Origin of the sequence: Paracoccus sp. SCSIO 75233 (assembly GCF_027912675.1) — a bacterium.
Lineage (GTDB): Bacteria > Pseudomonadota > Alphaproteobacteria > Rhodobacterales > Rhodobacteraceae > Paracoccus.
The window spans coordinates 237,574-261,276 of sequence record NZ_CP115757.1 but is presented as its reverse complement, the minus strand read 5'-3'; the positions used below and the strand labels follow the sequence as shown (position 1 = coordinate 261,276).

Annotated in this window: 22 protein-coding genes and 1 tRNA gene; 13 read left to right on the top strand and 10 right to left on the bottom strand. The window is 61.2% G+C overall.

The genetic code is table 11. The annotated features are described in order from the left end of the window. Positions 1 to 144: 144 nt before the first annotated feature. The 7 genes from PAF12_RS01315 to PAF12_RS01285 are packed head-to-tail and all read left to right on the top strand — an operon-like array spanning position 145 to position 5,767. Entirely contained in the window at positions 145 to 1,677 is a 1,533-nt protein-coding gene (locus PAF12_RS01315; RefSeq protein ID WP_271108221.1) for a terminase large subunit, read from the top strand. Next, entirely contained in the window at positions 1,668 to 1,988 is a 321-nt protein-coding gene (locus PAF12_RS01310) for an HNH endonuclease (protein ID WP_271108220.1), read from the top strand. The genes PAF12_RS01315 and PAF12_RS01310 overlap by 10 nt, the downstream gene beginning before the upstream one ends. A gap of 8 nt (positions 1,989 to 1,996) precedes the next feature. Beyond that, positions 1,997 to 3,232, top strand: coding sequence for a phage major capsid protein (locus tag PAF12_RS01305; protein WP_271108219.1), 1,236 nt, complete (start codon positions 1,997 to 1,999; stop codon positions 3,230 to 3,232). Then, positions 3,232 to 3,858, top strand: coding sequence for an HK97 family phage prohead protease (locus PAF12_RS01300; RefSeq protein ID WP_271108218.1), 627 nt, complete (start codon positions 3,232 to 3,234; stop codon positions 3,856 to 3,858). Before PAF12_RS01305 ends, PAF12_RS01300 begins: the two co-directional genes overlap by 1 nt. Then, positions 3,858 to 4,439: a hypothetical protein gene (locus PAF12_RS01295; RefSeq protein ID WP_271108217.1), complete on the top strand. Its 582-nt coding sequence runs from the start codon at positions 3,858 to 3,860 to the stop codon at positions 4,437 to 4,439. Before PAF12_RS01300 ends, PAF12_RS01295 begins: the two co-directional genes overlap by 1 nt. A gap of 8 nt (positions 4,440 to 4,447) precedes the next feature. Then, entirely contained in the window at positions 4,448 to 5,515 is a 1,068-nt protein-coding gene (locus tag PAF12_RS01290; protein ID WP_368045154.1) for a hypothetical protein, read from the top strand. Between the two features lie 45 nt (positions 5,516 to 5,560). Next, complete coding sequence (locus PAF12_RS01285) at positions 5,561 to 5,767, top strand: YodC family protein (RefSeq protein WP_271108215.1); 207 nt, start codon at positions 5,561 to 5,563, stop codon at positions 5,765 to 5,767. 217 nt (positions 5,768 to 5,984) lie between these two features. On the opposite strand, the gene PAF12_RS01280 is transcribed toward PAF12_RS01285, so the two are convergent. After that, on the bottom strand, positions 5,985 to 6,419 hold the full coding sequence (locus PAF12_RS01280; RefSeq protein WP_271108214.1) for a hypothetical protein: 435 nt from the start codon (positions 6,417 to 6,419) through the stop codon (positions 5,985 to 5,987). Positions 6,420 to 6,847: 428 nt separating this feature from the next. Further along, positions 6,848 to 6,923, bottom strand: a tRNA-Thr gene (locus tag PAF12_RS01275). Between the two features lie 124 nt (positions 6,924 to 7,047). Here PAF12_RS01275 and PAF12_RS01270 point away from each other — a divergent pair. After that, positions 7,048 to 7,917, top strand: a complete 870-nt coding sequence (locus tag PAF12_RS01270; protein ID WP_271108213.1) for a hypothetical protein — start codon at positions 7,048 to 7,050, stop codon at positions 7,915 to 7,917. 23 nt (positions 7,918 to 7,940) lie between these two features. Here PAF12_RS01270 and PAF12_RS01265 read toward each other — a convergent pair whose 3' ends face one another. Further along, the gene (locus PAF12_RS01265) at positions 7,941 to 8,192 is read right to left on the bottom strand and encodes a DUF2312 domain-containing protein (RefSeq protein ID WP_271108212.1); all 252 of its coding nucleotides are present in this window, start codon (positions 8,190 to 8,192) and stop codon (positions 7,941 to 7,943) included. A gap of 86 nt (positions 8,193 to 8,278) precedes the next feature. On the opposite strand from PAF12_RS01265, the gene PAF12_RS01260 reads away from it, so the two are divergent. Further along, positions 8,279 to 8,506, top strand: a complete 228-nt coding sequence (locus PAF12_RS01260; RefSeq protein ID WP_271108211.1) for a hypothetical protein — start codon at positions 8,279 to 8,281, stop codon at positions 8,504 to 8,506. A 9-nt stretch (positions 8,507 to 8,515) separates the two neighbouring features. Here the strand turns inward: PAF12_RS01260 and mnmH are convergent, their stop codons facing one another. Both mnmH and PAF12_RS01250 read right to left on the bottom strand, forming a co-directional pair. Then, positions 8,516 to 9,568, bottom strand: coding sequence for a tRNA 2-selenouridine(34) synthase MnmH (mnmH, locus tag PAF12_RS01255; RefSeq protein ID WP_271108210.1), 1,053 nt, complete (start codon positions 9,566 to 9,568; stop codon positions 8,516 to 8,518). Positions 9,569 to 9,583: 15 nt separating this feature from the next. Beyond that, entirely contained in the window at positions 9,584 to 10,132 is a 549-nt protein-coding gene (locus PAF12_RS01250; protein ID WP_271108209.1) for a L,D-transpeptidase, read from the bottom strand. Between the two features lie 413 nt (positions 10,133 to 10,545). Between PAF12_RS01250 and PAF12_RS01245 the strand changes: the two genes are divergently transcribed. Further along, the gene (locus tag PAF12_RS01245; protein ID WP_271108208.1) at positions 10,546 to 12,987 is read left to right on the top strand and encodes a heavy metal translocating P-type ATPase; all 2,442 of its coding nucleotides are present in this window, start codon (positions 10,546 to 10,548) and stop codon (positions 12,985 to 12,987) included. Between the two features lie 4 nt (positions 12,988 to 12,991). After that, a complete protein-coding gene (locus PAF12_RS01240; protein ID WP_271108207.1) occupies positions 12,992 to 14,284 on the top strand; it encodes a capsule biosynthesis protein in 1,293 nt (430 codons plus the stop codon). Positions 14,285 to 14,333: 49 nt separating this feature from the next. On the opposite strand, the gene PAF12_RS01235 is transcribed toward PAF12_RS01240, so the two are convergent. From PAF12_RS01235 to PAF12_RS01220, 4 genes are read right to left on the bottom strand one after another with little or no spacing between them, the layout of a single operon-like run. Then, positions 14,334 to 15,008, bottom strand: coding sequence for an ABC transporter ATP-binding protein (locus tag PAF12_RS01235; RefSeq protein ID WP_271108206.1), 675 nt, complete (start codon positions 15,006 to 15,008; stop codon positions 14,334 to 14,336). Next, a complete protein-coding gene (locus PAF12_RS01230; protein ID WP_271108205.1) occupies positions 15,005 to 16,177 on the bottom strand; it encodes a hypothetical protein in 1,173 nt (390 codons plus the stop codon). Before PAF12_RS01230 ends, PAF12_RS01235 begins: the two co-directional genes overlap by 4 nt. Before the next feature lie 5 nt (positions 16,178 to 16,182). Beyond that, complete coding sequence (locus PAF12_RS01225) at positions 16,183 to 17,007, bottom strand: ABC transporter permease (protein ID WP_271108204.1); 825 nt, start codon at positions 17,005 to 17,007, stop codon at positions 16,183 to 16,185. Continuing rightward, entirely contained in the window at positions 17,007 to 17,744 is a 738-nt protein-coding gene (locus PAF12_RS01220) for a glycosyltransferase (protein WP_271108203.1), read from the bottom strand. The genes PAF12_RS01225 and PAF12_RS01220 overlap by 1 nt, the downstream gene beginning before the upstream one ends. 428 nt (positions 17,745 to 18,172) lie before the next feature. Between PAF12_RS01220 and PAF12_RS01215 the strand changes: the two genes are divergently transcribed. Both PAF12_RS01215 and PAF12_RS01210 read left to right on the top strand, forming a co-directional pair. After that, a complete protein-coding gene (locus PAF12_RS01215) occupies positions 18,173 to 21,448 on the top strand; it encodes a glycosyltransferase (protein ID WP_271108202.1) in 3,276 nt (1,091 codons plus the stop codon). Further along, the gene (locus PAF12_RS01210) at positions 21,445 to 22,224 is read left to right on the top strand and encodes a sulfotransferase family 2 domain-containing protein (protein ID WP_271108201.1); all 780 of its coding nucleotides are present in this window, start codon (positions 21,445 to 21,447) and stop codon (positions 22,222 to 22,224) included. Before PAF12_RS01215 ends, PAF12_RS01210 begins: the two co-directional genes overlap by 4 nt. Before the next feature lie 158 nt (positions 22,225 to 22,382). On the opposite strand, the gene PAF12_RS01205 is transcribed toward PAF12_RS01210, so the two are convergent. Then, positions 22,383 to 23,633: an IS256 family transposase gene (locus PAF12_RS01205; RefSeq protein ID WP_017469024.1), complete on the bottom strand. Its 1,251-nt coding sequence runs from the start codon at positions 23,631 to 23,633 to the stop codon at positions 22,383 to 22,385. Positions 23,634 to 23,703: the final 70 nt, after the last annotated feature.

Sequence of the window (23,703 nt, the reverse complement as noted above, 5' to 3'; positions counted from 1 at the left end):
ACGCGAAGAAGAAGTGCGATCAATCGTCACCCGCATCCGCAGCATGTGGGCTGATCTGGTCCCAATGCTCGGCGATCTCTTGGGGGGGCCTTTCGCGGGGCGGGGTGTTCCTTTCTCTCTTCCGAAAAAAATCCGGGGGGTGATATGAGCCGCCCTTCAAAACTTGCTGCATCTGCGCTGGATTTCGTGGCTGGGCTGACGATCCCGGAAGGCAAACTGGCCGGTCAGCCGATGAAACTGGCGAAGTATCAGCGCAAATTCGTCTGCGGATCGCTGGCACCGGGCGTCATGGTCGGGGTGCTGTCGATCGGTCGCGGCAACGCCAAGACGGCGCTGTCTGCCGGTCTGTCGCTGGGTCATCTGGTCGGGGCGTGGGACGATCAGCCGAAACGCGAGATCATCTTCGCCGCCCGAAATCGAGATCAGGCAAAGACGGCATTTCAGTTTCTGGTCGGCTTCATTGAAGGGCTTTCAGAGGAAGAACAGGAACTGTTCACGATCCGGCGCGGGTCGAAACTGGAAGTCGAATATGAGGGCAATGGCGGTGGGCTGGCGCGGGTCATCGCAGCCGATGGCAAATCCATCCTTGGCGGCGCTCCGACGCTGGCGGTGATGGATGAACGGGCCGCATGGGAACGCGAGAAAGGCGATAATTTAGAAAACGCAATCCTATCCGGCCTGGGCAAGCGCGATGGCCGCGCCCTGATTATCTCGACTTCGGCACCGGACGACAGCAACACGTTCAGCCGTTGGCTGGATGAACCGCCGCCCGGCACCTATGTGCAGGAACATCGCCCCGCTTTCGGTCTGCCTGCCGACGATCTGGATTCGCTGCTGCAAGCGAACCCCGGCGCGAAGGAAGGCATCGGGTCATCGCCCGAATGGCTGGTGGCACAGGCGCGGCGGGCGATTGCACGGGGCGGTTCGGCCCTGTCCAGCTTCCGCAATCTCAATCGCAATGAACGGGTTTCGACCGAAGACCGCAGCGTTTTGGTCACAGTCGATGAATGGTTGTCGAGCGAAGCTGATCCCGATGACCTGCCGCCCCGCGAAGGTCCTGTTGTGCTGGGCGTTGATCTGGGCGGGTCGCGGTCCATGTCGGCAGCCGCGTTCTACTGGCCGCACACCGGACGGTTGGAAGCGGTCGGCACCTTCCCCGGCAATCCGTCGCTGGCAAACCGGGGTGCCGCTGATGGGGTCAGCGGGCGCTATGTCGAGATGCAGGAACGCGGGGAACTGTTCACGCTGGGCGATGCGACGGTGCCGCCGGGGCCTTGGCTGGCTGAGATCGTCAAGCGGCTGGACGGCATCACGCCTGCCTGTATCTGCGGCGACCGTTTCAGACATGCGGAATTTGCCGAGGCGATGGACAAGGCCGGGCTGAGCCGCGTCCCGTTCATCTGGCGCGGTTTCGGCTGGAAAGACGGCAGCGAAGACATCGAGCGGTTCCGCAGGGCGCTGTTTGACGGCGAGGTCAAAGGGGTGCCGTCGCTGCTGCTGAGATCGGCCATGTCGGACGCCATCACGCTGATAGACCCGGCAGGCAATGCCAAGCTGGCGAAGTCGCGCTCTCTGGGCCGGATAGACGCGACAGCGGCAACGGTGCTGGCGGTCGCACAGGGCCAGCGGATGATTGCCCGACCCGAAGGAAAGCGGAGGGCGGCACAATGGCTTTAGGCAGATATGACCGTCACTCTGCGGCTGTGATCCGGTCGGCCCGCTGGAAGGGTGTGAGGCAACAGGCCAAGCGCCGGGACGGCTGGAAATGCGTCCAGTGCGGGGCGCAGGGCCGTCTTGAAGTCGATCACATCATTCCTGTCAGGACCGCGCCCGAACGGGCCTTCGATCTGACCAATCTGCAAACGCTCTGCCCGTCCTGCCATTCGCGGAAAACGCGGATCGAGGTCGGCATGGGCAAAGAAGATCCCGCCCGCGAGGCGTGGAAACAGGCTGTCAGGGAACTGACGGCGAAACCATCGAGCACATGAGGTATACCATGCTTGACTCTACGAAAATCCAGCGCCGTCAATCCGAGATACGGCAATCGCTGGCTGAACTGGTCGGAAAGGACAAGCCGACCGACGACGAAACCCGGTCCATGAATGATCTGGACGCGGAATATCGCAGCAATGAAACCCGATACCGCGCGGCGCTCATTGCCGAGGATACCGAACGCCGGGAAGCTGGCGAAGAACTCGAAACCCGGTCGGATCGGGAATGGTCGGACCTGATGGGCCGCTTCGAGATGCGTCAGGTTGCCTTCGCGCTTGATGAAGGCCGGATGCTGGATGGTGCCACGAAAGAGATCGTGGACGAAATGCGCTCCAAGGGCGGCTATCAGGGCATCCCGGTTCCGTTCGAGGCGCTGGAAACCCGCGCGGGCGAAACCGTGTCCGGGTCGGACCTGCCGAACCCGAAGGCGATCCGTCCGACCATTGATCGAATTTTTCCGAACAGTGTCGCGGAAAAGATCGGGGTGCAGCGCATCCAGATTGCGCAGGGCGAACTGGCCTTCCCGGTCGCGACCAGCGGGGCCGTGTTCGGATGGCAGACTGACGAACTGTCGAATGTCGGGGCCGCAAACCCCTACCAGACGACCGAACGCAGCCTGACCCCGGATCATACCGGCGGGGCGCAGATGGTCATCACCCGCAAGGCGCTGAAGCAGGCGGGCGCGGGTCTGGAAGCCGCGATCCGTCGCGACCTGAACGCGGTGATCGGCACCGAACTTGACCGCGTGGTCATCAACGGGTCGGGCGCAGCGGGTGAGCCTCTGGGCATTATCCCCGGCGCGGCAGCCTATGGCATCACTGAAACGCCGGTCGGGGCTGCGGCGACTTGGGCCGCATTCCGCGCCGAGGTGGTGGCGTTCATGGAGGCGAACGCGATCACTTCCGCGTCGCAGGTCAATCTGGCCTTCACGCCCGCGATCTGGGCCGATCTGGATGACGCTCTGATTGCTGGCACGGCGGTGTCGGAATGGGACCGCCTTGTGAAGCATGTCGGCACCCCGGCCACGTCCAACGTTATCCCGGACGATACCGCACTGATGACCGCCAATGTGCAGGGCATCGCGCCGGGTTATCTGGGGCTTTACGGCGGGGTGGACCTGATCCGCGACCCTTACACCAAGGCGGCTTCCGGTTCGCTGGTGCTGACGGGGCTGGTCACGGCTGACTTCACCGTGCCGCGCGGCCTGCAAACCCGCATCCTGACCGGGCTGGCTGTGTAATGCTCTGGGGTGGTCACGACAGCGGGGCGCTTGAGCTTCGCAAGCGGGCATCCGGTGCTTTGGCGCTGCGTGGCCGCTTTCCATATGGCAAGGCTGCCGTCCTTTCGGACGGTGGCCGCTCTGGCAGACCGCGCAAGGAAGTCATGGCGTCCCGCGCGTTCTCTTACCGCATCGACAAACCGGAAGAAGATATTCATCTGCTGATCGGTCACAGCTATGACCGCCCGCTGGCGTCCAGATCGGCGGGAACGCTGGATATTCGCGATGCTGATGACGCTGTGACCTTCGAGGCGTCCATTGCGCCGGAAATGCAGCAGGTCAGCTATGTGAGCGATTTCCTTGCCGCCTTCGCCGCCGGGTTGATTGTCGGGCTGTCTCCGGGCTTTCGCATCCCGCCCGAACGGGCCGTAGCAGATGCCGAGAAAGTCGAGGAAGAAGACCCGTCGCTGGGCATGGCGCTGATACGGACGATCTTCGCGGCGCTGCTTTACGAAATGTCCTTCGTCACCCGTCCGGCCTATCCCGACACGCAGGTCGAGGCGCGGAACTGGTCTCCGACCGATGGCGGGTTGCTGCTGCCCGAAAACCCGCCTGTCAGGCAGGTTTTGAACAGGTGGAGGGCATAATGGAACTGATGCGTGAAATCGAGGATCAGCCTGAAAGCTGGCCGGAATTGCAGGGGCTTTATGAAAAGCTGACGCCGGAAGCCATGTCGCGACTCGATAGCGGCACAGACTGGTGCTGGCAGCGGGTTGAGGCCTATTGCTGCGACCGCTGGACGCCGCGCAACGTGATCTGGCTGGTGCAGGGGTCCGGCGAATGGCAAATGCCCCTGCGCCCCGCTGTTGTCGAGTCTGTCGAGACATGGGCGGGCGACTGGCAGGTATCACCGATCACGGCAACGCCTTGGGGCGGGGTCTATCTTCCCGGCGATGCGAACCGGATCACGGCAACGGTCGGCACCGATAATCCCGCGCCGCCCGCTGTCATCAAGGCGGTGGAGCGGCTGGCGAACTATCTGTTGCAGGCTGTCGATACCACGGACCCGGACCTATGGGCGACCAAGCGGCGCAAGGTCATCACGCCCGATAAAGACAGCGACCAGAAGACCGAAGAGAGCTTCGAGCGCGCTGCGGATCATATCGCCAGGGCGATGCAATATTCAGGTGCTGCCGATCTGCTGCGCCCATATCGGAGGGTGAAATAATGGGCTTCATGAATCTGTTCAGACGGTCTACGCGCGTAGACGAACCCGAAACCCGCGCCGTGGCGATGGGTTACACGTCCGATCTTATCGCCGCTCGTGCCGAATGGCTGGCAGGCGGTTCCGGCGTCGGTGAACTGACCGCCACGGTTCAGGGCTGTGTAAGCCTCTGGGAAGGGGCCTTCGCTCTGGCTGATGTGGACGGCACCACGCTGTTGACCCGGCGCAACATGGCGCTGTTCGCGCGGATGCTGGCCTTGCGTGGTGAAGCTGTCTTCGTGATCCGGGGTGACCGGCTCTTGCCCGTGACCGATTGGGATATCAAGACGCGGCAGGGCATTCCGTCCGCCTATCGGGTGTCTATCTCCGAAGTCGGGGGCGGGCTGACAGAAACCGTCCTGGCTGCCGAGGTTATTCATGTCTGCATCGGATCATCGGCGGCGGCACCGTGGGCCGGAACTTCGCCACTGCACCGGGCCAGCCTGACGGCGGAACTGTTGCAGGAAGTCGAAACTGCGCTTCGTGATGTTTACCGCGACTCGCCCATCGGGTCGCAGATCGTGCCTTATCCCGAAAGCCAAGAAGACGATCTGACGACGCTGGCGCGGGGATTTCGTGGACGCCGGGGCCGGATCATGATGCGCGAATCAGTGAATGTCGCAGCGGCTGGCGGTCCCGCCCCGGTGCAGGACTGGCGGGCATCGGGTGTCACCCCGGATATCCAAGGCGTGATGCCCCGCGAGACGCTGCAAGCCGCCCGTGGCGCGGTCATGGCGTCCTATGGGGTTCTGCCTGCCCTCTTTGCCGAGAACGCGCAGGGTCCGCTTGTGCGCGAGGCCCAGAGGCATCTGGCGCAGATCGTCCTGCAACCCATCGCCTTGCTGCTTGCCGAGGAAGCCTCGCAGAAAATCGGGCCAGCCGTAAAAATTGATCTGGTCCGTCCGATGCAGGCCTTCGACGCGGGCGGCAAGGCGCGGGCGATGGCGACCATGATTTCGGCGATGGCCGAGGCCAAGGCGGCAGGACTGGACGCGGCCACGCTCAAGGATGCCGAAAGCTTCATTGATTGGGCTGATTGAGGTGCAAGCCATGGCTTGCACCGCTGAACAACGAAAGGAAAGCAAATGCAGAACGAACTGAAACCGGGTGATCTGGTGCGGCTGAACAGTGGCGGGCCGCTGATGACGGTCGGGCAAGCAGGCGGGCAGCCGTCTGAATGGCGCTGTTACTGGTTCGACAAGACAGACCGAAAGCAGGCCGACTTCCCAGAGGTCGCGCTGGAACGGGCTGAAAAGGCAATCGGCAACCGAGCTGTGTCAGTGAAATACTGATCGGGCAAGGATGCGCCCGGCGGCTAACAGTCCCGCGAAGCATCTGAGATCAGACGGAGAGTGCCCGCTTTCATCGGAGCGAAAACCCCGTCAAGGCGCGGTCGGAGTCCTTCGTTCTCTGGCGTGGCGCAGGCTGTCACGGTTCTCAACCGGGGGCAGCCCGCCGGACCCCGCGTCAGGGGACCAAGGGGTCGGGGCAGCGGGATGTTGCTCCGGCTCAGCCTTCCCTGTCGCTATCGTCATCGCTTTTTTTTCTGAGAAATCTTGCAAACCAAGATGTGTCGGACCATTCGCCCGTAAGGACAACCCTCAAGACGTGGCTGACGCCCAGCATCGCCAAGACAAACACTATTGTCTGCCACCAGCCGATGTTCACGATGATATAAGCTGCGCCTGCTAGGACGACTGCCGCGAGAATCGCCGTGACGATCAGGCCTAAGCGATAGCTGCCGTCGATCATCCGATTTTCGTCAGCAGCGTTGTCTACGATTTTATGGGCCAGCACAGGATCAGCTTCGGCTATCCGGCGCAGTTCCGACATATCAGTCGCGTGGTAGTGTAAATTTTCGATAAAAAGGGCGCGAGCATCTCGGTCTCGCGCCCTAACTCTTTCGGGATCATCCGGAAGATTATCGGGGTTTTCGTCCGACAATTTCCACCTTCTTGTTATCTGTTGGTGCTGTCTCCGTGTGCCGCTCGACAGAAGCCTTAACTACCCTAACGAGCGGCTTAAGGTGCAGCACATCACGCACGCCCTTGTTGAAGGCGCGCTCGTCAAGCTTGAGAACGTGGTTCATGCGCCCCTTTCTACGTCTTAGTAACGTCTTGCATACCGTTACACCTCCAATATGGCAACAACACGCAAGATGCACCAGAGTTTCTTTCTACATTGTGAAGACACCTCGCGGTCGTTGCATGTGTGTCGCCGCAAAATACCTAGGATGACAGCTTCCGTTCTTCTAGCACCCGCCTAATCATTTCCGGGCGCGACGGTTCCGGGTCCAGCTTCGCCCGCCGTTCCCCCAGCGTTCCCCAGAAAGAAAGCGGGGACTGGTCGATTTTTCTAACCCCTTGTTTTCATGGTGCCGGCAGCAGGAATCGAACCCGCGACCTTCTGATTACAAATCAGCTGCTCTACCAGCTGAGCTATGCCGGCGATAGGCTGGTTTCGATCCGATAACGCCTGCCTCGCTGCCTTGCAAGCCCATATCTGCTAAGTGGTTTTCCTGCTGCCAGAGTGAAGCTACTGTATTGAAAAGGCAAAGGCAGGCAGCTTGCATATGGAAATTGTTTATCATCTTGGCGCTCATGGAACAAATCAGACGCGCATCGTGCGGACGCTGCTCAACAACCGGGATGCGCTCTGGCAGCGTGGGATCAAGATCCCTGCTCCCGGCAGCTATCGCGGCGTGTTCGGGGACGCGATCGCCGCGCTGAAGGGGCATGAAGCGACGGAAGAGATGCAGGACATGCTGCTCGATTCGCTGCTCGACAGCGAGGAGGCGAACCGCATTATCCTGAGCCAGCCGACATTCCTTGGCATGCCGCGCCGGGCATTGAGCATCGAGGGGCTGTACCCCCGTGCACCCGCCCGCATGTCCGGTCTGTCCAACCTGTTTCCCGACAGCGTTGTCGAGTTCTTCCTTGCCGTGCCCCACCCCGCCCGGCTGATCTCCGACATTATCGAGGCGAGCGACGATAATTATCACGACATCATGGGCAGCCTTGACCCGACCACGTTACGATGGGCCCCTGCGATCCAGAATATGCTGAAGGCTATCGGTGATCGTGAACTGGTGATCTGGGCGCAGGAGGATCTGCCGTTCATCTGGCCCGACGTGCTGCGCCGCATCGCGAATGTCCCCGCCGATTTTGCCCTGAACGGTGATTTCGACATTCTGTCCGATCTGCTGCCCGCGCCGGTTGTCGACGATCTGGCGTCAAGATTTGCCGAGCTTCCGCCCGACAGCGCCGATCAGCGTCATGAGCTGATCGAGCAAGCCCTGGCCCATGCAGAACCCGACAAGATGGAGGCGGCGATCAGCCTGCCCGGATGGACGCAGGATCTGATCGACAGGATCACGGAGGATTACCATGACGATCTTGACGAAATCGCGGCGCTTCCCGGGGTGGAGTTCATCTCGGCCTGACGGCCCGGCAAGGCCGATAGGACTCAGGCCATCCCCAAAGCGGCCTTGTACATATCCATGATTGCCTCTTCTTCGGCCACGTCGTCACGGTCACGTTTGCGCAGCGCGATGACCTTTTTCATCACCTTGGTGTCATAGCCACGCGCCTTTGCCTCGGCCATCACTTCCTTCTGACGCTCGGTCACGTCTTTTTTCTCAGCTTCAAGCTGCTCATATTGCTCAATGAACTGACGCAACTCGTCGGCGGCAACGTTATAAACCTGATCGTCGGACATCACTTTCCCCGTTTTTCCGCGCCGAGACATAGGCCGTCTTGCCGGGTTCTGCAATCGAGGCTAAGCCCGGCGCGAAAGGACAAGCCATGAGCGTATTTGAAATTCTGATCTGGGCCGGCGCAGTTCTGACCCTCGCCGGGCTCGCAGGGATCCTGTGGTGCATCATCAATGTCGCCAAGGCCCGCCGTGCCAAGCTGGAGGAAGCGGCATTTCGCGCCCGGATGCAGCGCGTCGTGGCGGTCAATATGGCCGCACTTGCGGCATCGGTTCTGGGCCTGATGGCGGTTGTCATCGGGATCATGTTGGGCGGCTGACGGAACCGTTCAAATCCTTGCCAAGGCGTCCTCGACCAGCCGGGCGGCCTTGTCCAGGTCGGACAGATCGGCGATCTCGACCGAACTCGGCTTGCGAACGCCGTAGCGGGCACGGTGCTTCGCGTAGCGCGGATCATAGTGATCGCGCATCAGCCCTTCCGCCAGATCGCGCCAGGCGGCCTGATCGGCCAGCTTCCGCCAGTCTTCGATCCGCTCCGCCGGATGCAGCGTCGACAGCTTGCCGATGATCTTCACGATCCGGTCGGGATCGGCCAGCACGTCGGCATAGTCGCGCACCGAATAATCCGCCCTCGCACCGACCGGCACGCGCAGTTCCAGCCGCGGGGCAGTGCAGATTGCTGACCAGACCGCCTTGGGAAGCGTGACACTGCCGATGCGCGAGCTTTCCGCCTCGACCAGAACCGGCCGCGCGGGATCAAGCGCCTCCAGCGCCGACGCAAGCCGCCCCTCGAACATCTTCTGGCTGGGCTGATCGCCAAGCGAGCCGAACAGGCTGCCGCGATGATTGGCCAGCCCTTCCAGATCGATCACCTGATGTCCCCGCAGCGCCAGTTGCTTCAGGATTGCGGTTTTCGCGCTTCCGGTATTGCCGTCAAGGACAACGACCGGAGACGGAAATCCCTGCTCCTGCACGCGCCGGACAACGAACCTGCGCCATGATTTATACCCGCCTTCGATCAGCGACACGCGCCAGCCGACCTGCGCCAGGATCGTCGCCAACGCGCCGGAGCGTTGCCCGCCCCGCCAGCAGTAAACCAGCGGGCGCCAGGCCCCGTCACGATCCGAAAGCGGCCCCGCAATATGGCGCGCGGCATTTTCGGCAACCAGCGCCGCACCCAGCTTGCGCGCATCGAACGGCGACACCTGCTTGTAGATCGTCCCGACCTCCGCCCGCTGCGCATCGTCCAGCACCGGCAGGCTGATCGCGCCGGGCAGATGATCCTCGGCAAATTCGGACGGAGAGCGGACGTCGATAATGTCATCGAAACGGCCCGAGGCGATTGTTACCGCGTCGAGCCGAAAGGTCTCAGGATTCGGCAAATCGGCTTGCCCGGATCAGTAGACGTAGACCGGCGTGCCGATCGGCACCTCCTCGAACAGCGCCATCACCGCCTCGTTCCGCATCCGGATACAACCGTTGGAGACCGCGCGCCCGATGGAACCGGGCTGCGTCGTTCCATGAATGCGGATCGCGGTATCGTTGCCGCGCTGGTCATACAGATAGAGCGCGCGCGCGCCCAGCGGGTTCTCCGGACCGCCCGGCATGCCGTTCGCATATTGGGCATATTGCTCGGGGCTGCGTTCGATCATCGCCTGTGTGGGGGTCCAGCTTGGCCATTCGACCTTGCGGCCGATGCGCGCCTTGCCCTTCCAGACAAGCTCCGCCTGCCCGACCGCCACACCATAGCGGATGGCACGGTTGGGCGCTTTCACATGGTACAGGAAGAATTCATCGGAGACGACGACGATAGACCCGACCTCGAACCCTTCGCGGATCGCGACCTCCGTCGGCTGATAGGGATCGGTCTGAGCATCCTGCGACAGAACCAGCGACGGCGCAGCTATCAAGGGCAGTGCAAGCCCGATCATTTGGCGGCGGTTCATTTTTCTCAATCCTGACTATGTTTGTTCTTGGTTTAGTTATAGGGAGACTGCCGATTCAACTCAATCCCAAGGCTGGACAATGCCCCTTGACGGCGCGGTTTTGCGCCCACATTTTGCAGCCGTGAAATCTTGTGCGCATCATAAATCCGGGGCAGCGCCCCGCAAGCCGTCTGCGCGGCCTGCATTTCTGTGCCGGGGCCGTGGTGGCAGAGGGTGCCGGTGTCATGTCGCATCGGGCCGTGACCGCTTCCGCAGGCTGGCGGGGCCGGTCAATCGGATCGATCTGCCGAAACATCATGCAAATGACCTGTGGCCGATTGTCACTGCAATTTCGCAAGCGCCGAACCGACCGCAGGCACCGCCTGTCCTGAACTCTGAAATCGACTATGACAGTTTCAGAACAGGACAGGACAATGTCATCAATCACTGAAAACACACCCGGTTGGGATATCGAACTGACCATCACCGGACTGAATTGCGCCTCATGCGTCGGACGTGCCGAGCGCGCGCTTGAGGCCGTGCCGGGCGTGACGGAACCGCAGATCAATCTCGCCACCGGACGCGCAAGGCTTCACATCGCCTCGCCCGATACGCTGCGAGACGCCACCGACGCGCTGCAAGAAGCGGGCTATCCGGCGGCGCTGACCACGACGGTTCTGAAGGTCGAGGATATGAGCTGCGCATCCTGCGCCGGACGGGTGGAACGGAGCCTTACGGCATTACCCGGCGTCAGGACCGCCGAAGTCAACCTCGCCACCGGAACCGCGAGCGTAAGCCATATCGGTCTCGATCCATCCGATCTCGCCAACACTGTCAGCGCAGCGGGCTACAAGGCCGTCCCGCATGGCGAAAACAGCACTGCGGAGGCGTCCGAGAAGGACGAAGCGACCGAACTGCGCCGCGCTTTCCTGACCGCCGCATGTCTGACCTTGCCGATATTTGTCGTCGAAATGGGCGGGCATGTGGTTCCGGGCTTCCACGAATGGCTGACCTCGATTATCCCGATGCGGGTCATCTGGATCGTCGAGTTCATTCTGACCGCGATCATCCTCGCCGGACCCGGCAGGATTTTCTTCCGCCACGGCGTCCCCGCCCTGCTGCGCGGCGCGCCGGAAATGAACAGTCTGGTGGTGCTGGGCACGTCAGCGGCGTTCCTTTATTCGACAGTCACCACCTTCGCGCCATTCCTGCTTCCTGAAAATGCACGACATGTGTATTTCGAAAGCGCTGCCGTAATCGTGACCCTGATCTTGCTGGGACGCTGGCTCGAGGCCCGCGCAAAGGGTCAGGCCGGTCAGGCGATCCGGCGTCTGCTGGACCTCGCCCCGTCGACCGCCCGCGTCGAACGGAACGCGAAGCTGACCGAATTGCCGGTGCAGGAGATTATACAAGGCGATATCGTCCATCTGAGGCCGGGCGAGCGTGTGGCCGTCGATGGCGAACTGATCGACGGGACCGGCGCGGTTGACGAATCCATGCTGACCGGGGAGCCGATCCCGGTCGAGAAGGAACCGGGCGACACGCTGATCGGCGGCACCGTGAACGGCAACGCCGCGCTGCGCTACCGGGTTACAGCGACCGGCGCCGATACAAGGCTGGCCGGGATCGTTCGGCTGGTCGAACAGGCGCAGGCAGGCAAGCTGCCGGTGCAGGCTCTGGTCGACCGGGTGACGCGGGTGTTTGTCCCGGTCGTCATGGGGCTTGCCGTGCTGGCCTTCGCATTATGGATGATCCTCGCCCCTGCCCCGGCATTGCCACAGGCGCTGGTTGCCGCGATCTCGGTGCTGATTATCGCCTGCCCCTGTGCAATGGGTCTGGCGGTTCCCGTCTCCATCCTTGTTGGGACGGGTCGCGGCGCGGAGCTGGGTATCCTGTTCCGGCGCGGCGATGCGCTGCAGCGGCTGGCGGACGCCAGGATCGTCGCATTCGACAAGACCGGGACGCTGACCGAAGGCAAACCCGCCGTGACCGGCATCGAGACCGCAGGCATTGACCGCCACGACGCATTGCGCCTTGCCGCTGCGGTCGAGGCAGGATCGGAGCACCCCCTTGCCCGCGCCATTCTGGACGCTGCAGGGTCGGAAAGCGTCGAAGCGGCGGAAGCCCGAGGGGTCAAGGCCGATACAGGCCGCGGCATCAGCGGCGAAGTCGACGGCCAGCGTGTTCTGATCGGCAATCTGTCAGCGCTGGAAGCGGGTCATATCGAGACGGTCGCGGCTCTGGCCGACGCCTCGGATCGTGCGGCGACAGAAGGCCGCACCCCGGTGCATCTCGCCCTGAACGGCAAACATGTCGCCAGCTTCTCTATCGCAGACGCGGCAAGGCCGGAATCGGTGACTGCGATCCGCGAACTGCATGAGATCGGGCTTCAGACCGCGCTGTTCTCCGGCGACGTCCCGGCTGCGGCCAATGCGGTCGGCAGTTCGCTCGGCATTGATCGCGTGCAGGGCGGTATGACCCCGGAGGCGAAGCTGGAGGCCGTGCGCCAGATGGGCGAAAGCACGGTCTTTGTCGGCGACGGCATCAACGACGCGCCGGTGCTGGCCGGAGCCGATACCGGGATCGCAATGGGCAGCGGCACGGATATCGCCATCGAGGCGGCAGAGGTCGTTCTGCTGAGACCCGACCCGACCGCCGTGCCAACGGCGATCCGGCTGAGCCGCGCCGTGATGCGCAATATCCGGCAGAACCTGTTCTGGGCCTTCACCTATAACGCATTGCTGATCCCGGTCGCTATGGGTGTGCTTGTGCCGTTCGGCGGGCCGCAGCTATCGCCTATGCTGGCCGCCGGCGCGATGGCGCTGTCATCGGTCTTCGTCGTGTCCAACGCATTGCGACTGCGCCGGTTTTCGTGATTTCATGAACAGGGTCCATGACCGGCTTGCGCTGGTCATGGACCACGCAAGCGGTTATATCGGCGGACGCTACACGCGGCGTTCGCCGGTGATACAGGAAAGCAGCATGGTCGAGACGCAGATGACGACGAACCCGCCCCAGATCGCCCCGGCACCCCGGCGGCGAAAGCAGAAGCGGGCCGGCGCCGGGAACAATCTGGTGAAGTTCGTCATGATCACCTCTTTCCTGCTGATGGTGATCGCACCCTCTGCCGTCTGGGGCTGGTATCTTTGGAACCGGGCGCAGGATCAGTATATCTCGACCGTCGGTTTTTCCGTGCGCAAGGAAGAGGCCGACCCGACGCTGGACATCCTTGGCGGGCTGACCCAGCTGACCGGATCGACCACGGCTTCCGACCCCGATATTCTTTATGATTTCCTGCGCAGTCAGGACATAGTCGCGACCATCGACGAAAAGCTGGATCTGGTCGGAATATTCTCCAAGCGGCATGATATCGACCCGGTTTTTGCCTTCGACCCGTCCGGCTCGCTGGAGGATTTGACCAGCTACTGGCGCAAGCAGGTCAAGGTCAACTACGCCTCCTCAAGCCAGCTTATCACGCTTGAGGTCATGGCCTTCACCCCGGAAGATGCGAAAGCCATTGCCGAGGCCACCTTCGACGAAAGCAGCCAGACCATCAACGAATTGTCCGACATTGCCCGCGAAGACGCCACCCGCTTCGCCCGAAACGAGCTGGAAAAAGCGCAGGACCGCCTGACCGCGGCCCGGCAGGCGCTGACCCGCTTCCGCATGCGAACCCAGATCGTCGACCCGGAGGCCGATCTGGAAGGGCAGATGAGCGTTCTGACCGCACTTCAGTCGCAGCTTGTGGAAGCAATGGTCGGGCAGGACACGCTGCGCGAAACCGCGCGCGACAACGACCCCCGTGTTGTACAGAACCAGCGCAGGATCGATGCGATTCAGGCCCAGATCGACGCGGAGCGCGCCAAATTCGGGGAAGTCGGGGAAGGCCAGAACGGCGAAAGCTACGCCGAACTCGTGTCCGAATATGAAGAGCTGGCGGCCAATCTTGAATTTGCCGAGACCACCTATCGCTCAGCGCAGGCGTCCTACGAAACCGCTTTGGCGGAAGGCCAGCGTCAATCCCGGTATCTGGCGGCGCATATCGAGCCGCGTCTGGCGGAGTCGCCCCAGCTTCCCAACCGAACCATGCTATTGCTGCGTGCCTTTATCGGGCTGCTTCTGGGCTGGTCCATCCTGCTGCTAAGCTATTACAGCATGCGCGACCGCCGCTAACAGGCAGGGACAAAGCGGAAATCAGCGGCGAGATATTGCCGCTGACGACTTACTTCGCGCCGCCCGGCCCCGCCATCGTGTTTTTCTGGTGACGGTCAATCGCCTCTTCCAGATCGTCGAAATAGGTAATCTTGCCGTTTTCCAGAACCGCACCCGCCGTACACATGCGCCGGACCAGCGGCATGGAGTGGCTGATGAAGATCGCGCCCGCGTTCTCCATCCGCTCCTTGAACAGATATTCGCTTTTTTCCTTGAAATTCATGTCCCCGACCGCCGAGACCTCGTCGATCAGGTAGGTATCGAATTTCAGCCCCATATTGATGCCAAACATCAGCCGCGCCTTCATCCCGGATGAATAGGTGCGGACGGGCAGGTAGAATTTCTCGCCAAGCTCGGCAAAATCCTCGACGAAATGTTTCAGCGAATCTGTATCCGCGCCATAGATGCGGGCGATGAATTTCGTGTTCTGTGACCCGCTCATATGCGGGTGCATGGAGTTGGCGAGACCGATGGGAAAGGAGATATTCCCGTCGCTGAGAACCCGGCCCGAGTTCGGGATGAGCGAGCCGGACATGACACGCAGAAGTGTCGACTTTCCCGCCCCGTTCCGCCCCAGAAGCGCAATGGAGGTGCGTCCGGGGAAGACCATGTTCAGGTCCTGAAACACGACGTTTTTGACATGCCGCGAGTAAAAAATCTTGGTGATGTTTTCGAGAACGATCATTTTCGGTCCCGGATTGCATAGACAATAATCAAAAGGATGGCCCAGATCACCAGACTTCCGGCGATCACGATCAGCAATGTCGGCAGGAATTGCGGGAACACCTCGATCGCGGCCATCGAACCGCCGGTAACGCTGGAAAGGAATACCTTGTTCGACTCCAGATCCTGGGTGAACCGCATCTGCGACAACTCCGCCATGCGCAGCGAGGTATGGGAGATTTCGGCATCCATCAGCAGCGGCTGATATTCGGCCATCAGTGCGGTTATTTCATCGGCTGTGATGACCTGACCCGGCGCCGTGTCGATATTGGACAGATATTCCGAGATCGCGGCGACCCGGCTTTCAGACACACGGGTCAGTTCGCCGCCTTGCGCGATAGATGCGGTCGTCGCGGCGATATTGATCTCCTCATCGGCCAGCATCTTACGCAGGAAATCCGAAAATGCGATGTTCAGGCTGACCATGATCTCCGGGTCAATCGTGTTGTTCTGCACCCGGAAGTTAAGAAGCTTGCTGCTGTCTTCCGCATATTGGACGCGCAGCTCCTCGACACGCTGCTCCGCCTCCTCCAACGCGATGCGCAGCGTCGCGGCACGGGCCGTGTTCAGACGCCGCTCGGCCTCGACCCGGATCGCGTTGAGAACCTGTTGGGCCGTGTCCTGATCGAAGGCTATGACCGAGATACGGATGATCTGGTCGCGTGAACCGATATGCACATTGACCATGTTCTTCCAGAAGCTGTGGCCTGTTTCGGCCGGCCCCTCCGGGTCGTAATAGGGCGGCCAATACGGCACCGGCCGATCCGGCGGCCATATCGCGCTCAGGTCCATCTGCCCGGCGACGGTCCGGTAGAAATCCTCGCTGTGAACCAGTTCCCGGACAATCGCCGTTTCCTCGCTGCCGCCACCCTTGAAAGCAGATTGCAACGAAATTCCCGACCCCGGCGACGCAAAGGACCCCAGCGAATGCTCCTGCACCGTGACCGACGCCGTCACCTGCCGAAGCGTGCCCGAAAAGCTCCAGGACAACCATCCGGCCAGCAGGACCGGGGCAATAACGACCAGCACGAAGCTGAAGATAAGCATGTAATGCCGAAACCGCAGAAACGCGGGCCGCACTTCGGGGATTTCATAGGTGAAACCGGGATTGCTATCCTGCGTTGCTGTCATGGGCGTCACTGATCCAACAATTCGCGGCTGAACAGGCGCATGCCTGCGAGACCGATGAAAATCAGGACAATCGCAAGCTGCATCGGATACCAGAGATTGGCGTAGCCCCCGATGTAATCGACATAAAACGCCTCACGCATGCGGCCCGTGATATGGACAAGCGGATTCCACAACAGCCATTCGCTGTAAGGGCGCGGCAGCGACTCCACCAGAATAATCACGCCAGAGACCAGCAGAAGCGGCCGCGACAGGAACGACCAGACAAAATCCCAAAGCGGAAATTTGGCTTTGATCGCACAGTTGGTCAGACCGATACCACAGCCAAGCGCGGCGGCGGCACCGAATGACTTCAGCACTTCGATGGAATCGAAGGTGGTGTCGGTGTCGTAGAAATAGAGAATAAACCCGAAGACCAGCACCGACACGGCAGCCTGTGTCATCAACGACATGATCAGCTTGGAGACCAGCACGTCAAACAGCGTCACGCGGGGATAGTTCAGCAGGCTCCGCGAACTGCGGATCGCGTTGTCCAGCCGCGAACAGACTTGCGTGAACATCGTGTAGGGCAGAACCCCGGTCGCGTAGAAGATGGCAAAATTGTCCCCAAGGGGCGGCACCCGGAACCCGGCGGAAAAGATGATCACCAGCCCCATGATCGACACCACGGGCGACAGGACCGACCACATATATCCGCCCGCGACATCACCGTTAGAGGTCGTCACTTCACGCAGGCACAGCGCCGTGATCGTGCGCAGTGTCGAAAAACGCGGCAGCATTTTATTGCTGACCGTCGCCTGAACCGGCTGAAGATCAGGTGCCGGGGCCTGCATCAGACACCGGCCTCCGGGCCATTCATGGCAGGCACGAAGATCGAGGGCGCGCCGGCATCCTTGTCCTTGGGCCGCCAGTCATCTTCGCCATTCTTGTAGTCCATCTGCCAGACGAATTTCAGATGCTGCTTGAACTTGAAAATCGAAACCAGATTGAAATCCTCAAACAGCTCATCGCCGTTCTCTTTCTTCTTCAACTGGTTCAGCACGCCCGGCCCGGTCACGACCCAGACATTCTGCGAGATTTCGTTGCGGATATTCTCGCAAGAGCGTTCGACCAGAGCCCCGAAAAGCGGCAGTTTCTTGCGATGCGCGATCAGGACATCATTGGTCAGCCGATGGTGAACGATGCCGTCCTTCTTGGTCACGCGAAACATCAGCACGCCCTTGCTGCCGTTCAGACCGATGGGCAGGAACCGCCGGAAGCCGGTCTTGCCCCCGATTGCATCGCTGATGAAATCGAATGCCGTGCCGGAATTCCCGATATCCGCATCGATATAAACGCCACCCCCGGCATAGAGGCTGCAATACCGGAACAGATCGGCCTTCATCGCGGGCGGGCGACATCTGTCGAAAGCCGCGACGACATCGCCACCGAAATGCTGCCGGATATAGTCGCGCGCGCGGTCCAGGTCGAAGCGATCATAGCTGAAACGCTTCTCCGCCTCCCAGGTGGACATAAGCGTCTGCACCTCTTGCGGCGGGGTGGGCTTGTCCCAGAACTGCGTCAGACGCATCGTTGCCTCATTTGATCTGTTGCCGCATCTTTCGCCGGCTGTCGGGTTCGCAGAACTTATTCCTTCCACTGCCCCGCGTCGAGGGGCGGAAGGGCGGTTCCCTGCCAGAACCCCTGTACTGCACTGAATACACTCAGTTCCAGAGCCAATCACAGAAGTCACGCCCACACAGTACGAAACGCAAGATAACATTTCATCAAATGTATCAAAACCGTGTCAGATCCTGCGAAGACGACCACACGGCGTCCCGCGTCGTTGACGCCACGCCTGCCCGCTTCACGGGTTCGGTGGCCCGCGAATATCTGCCCAATTCTTCCAAATCAAAATATATACAAAGGATAAGCCTGTGCTTGCTTGACAGTTGCAGGTCGGCTGGGCATCACCCCTGAAACCGAAAAGGCCATATGCAAAGCGCCGAAGAGAGCAGAATGACCCCTCGCGATAAAATTCTGATTATTCTCGGGATGCACCGCAACGGCACGTCGTTTCTCGCACATTGCACCGAAGTTCTGGGCTTTTCGCTGCCACTCGACCGGGGCGGACCGGCGGAGGATAACAGGCAGGGTCATTTCGAACCGCAGGCAATCGTCGATCTCAACAATCTCGCAATGGCGCGCGCAGGTGCCTGGTGGGCACGGATCGGGCCGCTTGCCGAAGGCCCGACACGGCCTGAAATTGAAGACGCCCTTGACGAGAGCTTCGGGGATGCCCGGAAAATCGTGCTGAAAGATCCGCGCCTCAGCCTTCTGATGGACCAATGGCGTCCCGCGCTTGAAGAGGCGGGACCGACCTCTGCGCTTATCGCGATCCGGCATCCCGGCGAAACCGCGACGTCGCTGGCACGACGGGACGCCATCGGCACCGATCTTTCCTTCCTCTCATGGATGGCACACACATTCGCATCGCTGGATGCAAGCATCGACATGCCGCGCAGCCTTGTCCTGTTTCCCGACTGGATCGGAGACGTGAAGACCACGCTGACCCGAATTGCGAGCGTCGCCGGGGTCGATCTCCCCAACGGAGCCGTCGGAAAAGTAGAAGCACGTTTTGACGCCGACGCAGTTCATGGCGGCCAGCAGCTTTCTGCCGATACGCCTGAGATCGATCTGCTGGCACGCGACCTGTTCGAGTTGTTGGCGCGCCATGCCCGCAGCGGGACCATGCCTGACACGGAAGAGCTGGCTCCGTTTCAGAAACGCTTCCGCGAACTTGCGATGACGGCAATTCAGGTCGAGGCCGCAAACCAGCCGGTTCAGGCGCAGCTGCACGAAACGATCGACGTCTACACCAACCGCGTCGCACAGCTGGAGGGGGACGTGGACGGTTTGGTTGCCGGCTCCGTTTCGCTTCAGCAACAGGTCGAAGAGGTCAGAGCCGAGCGCGAAGCCGTGGTTGCGGAACTGCAAAAGCATATTGCGGCGACCGAGGCGCAGCGGGATAACGCGCTTGAACAGCTGAACGATTTCCTGGCCACAGCCGAAGCCCAGCTTGCAGAGCAGAATTTGCAGGAAAACTCCAATCAGGAGTTGATCACCCTTCTTTGCACCCAGAACGAAGTCGTGGCGGACCTGACCAGCAAGCTGGAAGCCGAGCGGATGAGTGTCATCAAACCGATCTATCGCCGCATACATCGCTCCGCCGGACGCATCTTGCGCCCGCTCCTGCCGGGCTGGGCGTTCGACCGGCTGAAACGCTCCGTCCCCTTTCCCGATGGCATTCCGACGCATCTCGCTTATGCGCCGCCGCAACCGCGATCGGGCGAGCTTCGCGGTTTCGACGGCATCGCCCCGGCCAGCCCGGACAAGTCCGATATTTTCGTGATGTCGATCATCAACTGGGATTTTCGCACTCAGCGCCCACAGCACCTCGCGACCGAGATGGCGCGTGCCGGGCACCGGGTTTTCTTTGTCGAGATGGAGACGGAGGCAGGCGGCGGTTCGGCCCGCGAAGTTGCACCGAATGTCTATGTGCTGCGCCTGCCGGCCAGCGGGATGCGGACTGTAAACCCGTATGACGGCAAGATCCCGCTCACGGCGCAGCAAGCCTGGATCGGCCATTTTTACCGGATCGTCGACCAGCTTCGGACAACGCCCCGCACGCATATTGTGGTTGAGCATCCGTACTGGTGGAATTTCGTGCGCCATTTGCCGCCGCAATTCCAGATCACGTTCGACTGCATGGACGAGATCGCAGGTTTTGCGAATACCGAACAGGCGATTCTGGACGCGGAAGAGAACATGATCGCCAAGGCCGACCGGATGATCGTTTCTTCGCAGTATCTCTACGACAAATATGCCCGGCAACGACCCGTAGCACTGGTGCGGAACGGCACCGATGTCAGCCACTTCGTCAACGATGACGCCGACGCGCGCATCCCGGACTTCCTTGCCGGGAAGCTCGGTAACGGCGCGATCAAGGTTGGCTATGTCGGTGCAATCGCCGAATGGTTCGATACCGACCTGCTGGAACAGGTTGCCCGTGAGAACCCTGACTTTGAACTGCATCTCTGCGGCTCCGTCACAGCGGCGGAACCAGCCCGTCTGGACAGGCTCAGCAATGTGACGCTGCACGGCGAAATCCCCTATGCGGATGTGCCTGCCTTCCTGCGCGCGATGGATGTGCTGATCATTCCGTTCCGCTTGCTGCCGATCATCAAGGCGTGCGATCCGGTCAAGTTCTATGAATATTCCGCGGTCAGGAGGCCAACCGTCGCAACTGCCCTGCCCGAATTGGCACGCGCTGGCGATCTGGTCACAACCGCCAGCGACGCCGCCGGTTTCGCCGCGGGAATCCGGCAGGCTGCGACAGCCCCTGACGCGACCTCAAGGGGCGATGCTCTGCGCAGCTACGCATTGGACAACGCATGGTCCTACCGTGCTGCGGATATCCTGGCGGAGATGGACCGGGCGCCGTCTGTTTCCGTTGTCGTGCTGGCTTACGGCAAGGCCGATCTGACGCTGGCCTGCCTTGAATCGCTCGTCGGTCAGGGCGATATCTATCCGGATTTCGAGGTGCTGGTCGTCGATAACGGATCAGACGAAACAGAACTGGCGCGACTGCGGGATGCCGCCCGCCCCTATGACAATGTGCGCCTGATCGAGAACGGCGAAAATCTTGGTTTTGCAAAGGGCAATAATGTCGGTATCGAGGCCGCGCGTGGCGATTATGTCCTCTTGCTGAACAATGACACCTATGTCCCCCCCGGTGCGTTGCAGGCTATGGTCGGTCATCTGGAGCATAATCCGGAACTGGGCATTGTCGGCCCGCTGACGAATAACATCGGCAATGAAGCAAAGCTTGATCTGTCCTACGCCGATATGACCGAAATGCAGCGCATCGCCCGCGACCTGACGACAGGCTATCGCGGTCGCTGGACGGCGATCCCTGTCGCCGCCTATTTCTGCGCCATGTTCCGCAAGGCCGATCTCGACCGCGTCGGTCACCTGCCCACGGTCTATGGTCGCGGGATGTTCGAAGATGACGATCACTGCGCGAGTTTCCGCGCCGCCGGTTTCGAGATCGCACTCGCCGAAGACGCTTTCGTACACCACCATCTGTCGGCGACATTCGACCAGATACCGTCTGCCGAAAAGACCGCCCTTTTTGAAACGAACAAGAAGATATTTGAAGCCCGCTGGGGTGAATGGGTGCCGCATCGCTATCGCGCATCCCGTCCCCCGGCCAGCCTGACAGAACGCTCATGAGAAACGTAATCGTCCATTATCACATCTATAAGAACTCCGGCACGTCCTTCGAGCGGGTTCTCGATGCCAGCTTCGGCGAACGGCACGAGCGGTTCGACGGCCCATATCCTTTCTTCACCATCGATCAGGATCAACTCGACCGGGTCATCAAACGCCGCGCGAACGCGCAGGCTTTCTCGTCGCACCAGATCCAGCTTCCGCATCCGACCTCGCTGGAATACCGCGTCATCGCCGCAATTTTCCTGCGCCACCCCATCCTGCGGGTCGGTTCGATCTATCGTTTCAAGCGGCAGGAAAATGACGGCACCGATACCGCGGCACTGGCGAAGCAATATGATTTCGGCGACTTCGTGGAAGCCTGCTTCTTGACCAAGGGCCAGCTTCCGCATATTTCAAACGGCCAGACCCGGCATCTGGCGAATGTCTATTGCCGCAACCCGGTGGTAAAGCGGCAGGCCGAGATGATGATCTACGACATCGCTAACGCCAGACGTAACCTCGCTTTGGTGGAGCTGCTGGGCCGCACGGAATTTTTCGAGGAAGATGTCCGACGCTTCATCCCGATTGCCGCGTCGTTCGGGCTGACATTGAAGATGCCGGAAGTGACGCGCCACAATATGACCGAAGAACATGACGCCTCGGTCGAGGAGCGGGTTGACCGCCTGTTGTCGCAGCTTTCCCCGAAAACACGTCAGAAACTGATCGCCGCGAATGAGCTGGATCAGGAGCTTTACGACTATGCCTGCGAGATCATTGCGACGCAGAAAGCCTGCTGACGCAAGCTAACGCAATATGCGCGGCGGCGCGGCCATATCGAGACCCGGAAAGATACTGCGCTCGATCTCCGACAAGGGGACGCCGAACAGACCAGAAAGCGCGGCACCGGCATAGCTGCGTATATCCGGAGATATGCTCGAAAGTTGGTGACGCTTGATCAGGCGGCAGCTTGAATGTGGCGGACGCCGTCGCGGAACTCAACCCCGCTGATGACCTCTGGCAGGCGGTTCCGGCCGTCGAGCCTCCGCCATTTCTTCTGCGCCGACATCATCAGCCGGAAGGCCATGGCGAGCCCGGTCTTTCGGCTCAGGCAGCCCTTGGTTCGCCGGGTGCGGTGCCGGACGGTGGCGAAGGTGCTCTCGATCGGATTTGACGTCCGGATATGTTTCCAGTGCTCGGCCGGATAGTCGTAGAGGGTCAGCAGCGCGTCCCGGTCCTTGACCAGCTTGGCCACCGCCTTGTCCCATTTCACGCCGTAGGTTTCGACGAAGAAGTTGAAGGCGACGTTGGCTTCGGCCTTTGTCCCGGCCTGCCAGATGTCGTGCAGGTGTCCTTTGGCCCTGGCCTGCGCCGATTTCGGCAGCGCGTTCAGCACGTTCATGGTCTTGTGCAGCCAGCACCGCTGCTCCTGCGTCGTGGGGAAGACTTCGCGCAGGGCCGTCCAGAAGCCGAGGGCACCGTCGCCGATCGCGAGCTTGGGATCCTGCGTGAGGCCGCGCCGCTTGAGATCGAGCAGCACCTCGCGCCAGCTCTGGGTGCTCTCGCGGAAGCCGTCGGTCATGGCCAGCAGTTCCTTCCGGCCGTATTCATCCGCCCCGACGATGACCAGAACGCATTGCTTTTCCTCGGCCATGCGCGGCTTGAAGTAGACACCGTCGGCCCAGATGTAGAGGAACCGCCGGGTTCCGAGGTCGCGCTTCTCCCAAGCCTCGTATTCGGACCACCAGTTGGCTTTCAGGCGGGTGACGGTCTTGGCCGACAGGCCCTTGGCGTCCGGCCCCAGAAGGGCGGCCAGCGCCTCGCCGAAATCGCCGGTGGAGACCCCCTTGAGGTAGAGCCAGGGCAGCAGTTCCTCGACCGATTTGGCCTTGCGCAGGTAGCGCGGCAGGATGCTGGGCGTGAAGGAGATCCTCTCCGCTCCCGGCTTGCGATCCCGCACCCGCGGCACCTTCACGGCGACCGGACCGATCCCGGTCAGGATTTCGCGCTCCGGCAAATGTCCGTGCCGCACCAGCCTGGCCCGACCGTCATCGAGCCTTTCCTCAGCGAACGCGGCGAGGAGCGTTGCCAGCTCGGCCTCAACCGCTTGTTCGATCAGCTTGCGCGCACCCTCCCGGATGAGGTCCGTCAGCGGATCCGGCGAAAACCCCGATGGATCGGGCAGCGTGCTGATGGTAGTCTCCGACATGTGGCATATCCCTTTCTCGGCTGAGAATTGACGGCGTCTGAACACCGCCATGATATGCCGCCCCTCAGGG

Coding starts and splice junctions, on each gene's coding strand:
- PAF12_RS01230 (WP_271108205.1), bottom strand. CDS start 16,177: ATGACAGCAACGCAGGATAGCAATCCCGGTTTCACCTATGAAATCCCC.
- PAF12_RS01245 (WP_271108208.1), top strand. CDS start 10,546: ATGTCATCAATCACTGAAAACACACCCGGTTGGGATATCGAACTGACC.
- PAF12_RS01205 (WP_017469024.1), bottom strand. CDS start 23,633: ATGTCGGAGACTACCATCAGCACGCTGCCCGATCCATCGGGGTTTTCG.
- PAF12_RS01290 (WP_368045154.1), top strand. CDS start 4,448: ATGAATCTGTTCAGACGGTCTACGCGCGTAGACGAACCCGAAACCCGC.
- PAF12_RS01210 (WP_271108201.1), top strand. CDS start 21,445: ATGAGAAACGTAATCGTCCATTATCACATCTATAAGAACTCCGGCACG.
- PAF12_RS01310 (WP_271108220.1), top strand. CDS start 1,668: ATGGCTTTAGGCAGATATGACCGTCACTCTGCGGCTGTGATCCGGTCG.
- PAF12_RS01305 (WP_271108219.1), top strand. CDS start 1,997: ATGCTTGACTCTACGAAAATCCAGCGCCGTCAATCCGAGATACGGCAA.
- PAF12_RS01260 (WP_271108211.1), top strand. CDS start 8,279: ATGAGCGTATTTGAAATTCTGATCTGGGCCGGCGCAGTTCTGACCCTC.
- PAF12_RS01225 (WP_271108204.1), bottom strand. CDS start 17,007: ATGCAGGCCCCGGCACCTGATCTTCAGCCGGTTCAGGCGACGGTCAGC.
- PAF12_RS01295 (WP_271108217.1), top strand. CDS start 3,858: ATGGAACTGATGCGTGAAATCGAGGATCAGCCTGAAAGCTGGCCGGAA.
- PAF12_RS01220 (WP_271108203.1), bottom strand. CDS start 17,744: ATGCGTCTGACGCAGTTCTGGGACAAGCCCACCCCGCCGCAAGAGGTG.
- PAF12_RS01250 (WP_271108209.1), bottom strand. CDS start 10,132: ATGAACCGCCGCCAAATGATCGGGCTTGCACTGCCCTTGATAGCTGCG.
- PAF12_RS01270 (WP_271108213.1), top strand. CDS start 7,048: ATGGAAATTGTTTATCATCTTGGCGCTCATGGAACAAATCAGACGCGC.
- PAF12_RS01235 (WP_271108206.1), bottom strand. CDS start 15,008: ATGATCGTTCTCGAAAACATCACCAAGATTTTTTACTCGCGGCATGTC.
- PAF12_RS01240 (WP_271108207.1), top strand. CDS start 12,992: ATGAACAGGGTCCATGACCGGCTTGCGCTGGTCATGGACCACGCAAGC.
- PAF12_RS01300 (WP_271108218.1), top strand. CDS start 3,232: ATGCTCTGGGGTGGTCACGACAGCGGGGCGCTTGAGCTTCGCAAGCGG.
- PAF12_RS01215 (WP_271108202.1), top strand. CDS start 18,173: ATGACCCCTCGCGATAAAATTCTGATTATTCTCGGGATGCACCGCAAC.
- PAF12_RS01265 (WP_271108212.1), bottom strand. CDS start 8,192: ATGTCCGACGATCAGGTTTATAACGTTGCCGCCGACGAGTTGCGTCAG.
- PAF12_RS01315 (WP_271108221.1), top strand. CDS start 145: ATGAGCCGCCCTTCAAAACTTGCTGCATCTGCGCTGGATTTCGTGGCT.
- PAF12_RS01285 (WP_271108215.1), top strand. CDS start 5,561: ATGCAGAACGAACTGAAACCGGGTGATCTGGTGCGGCTGAACAGTGGC.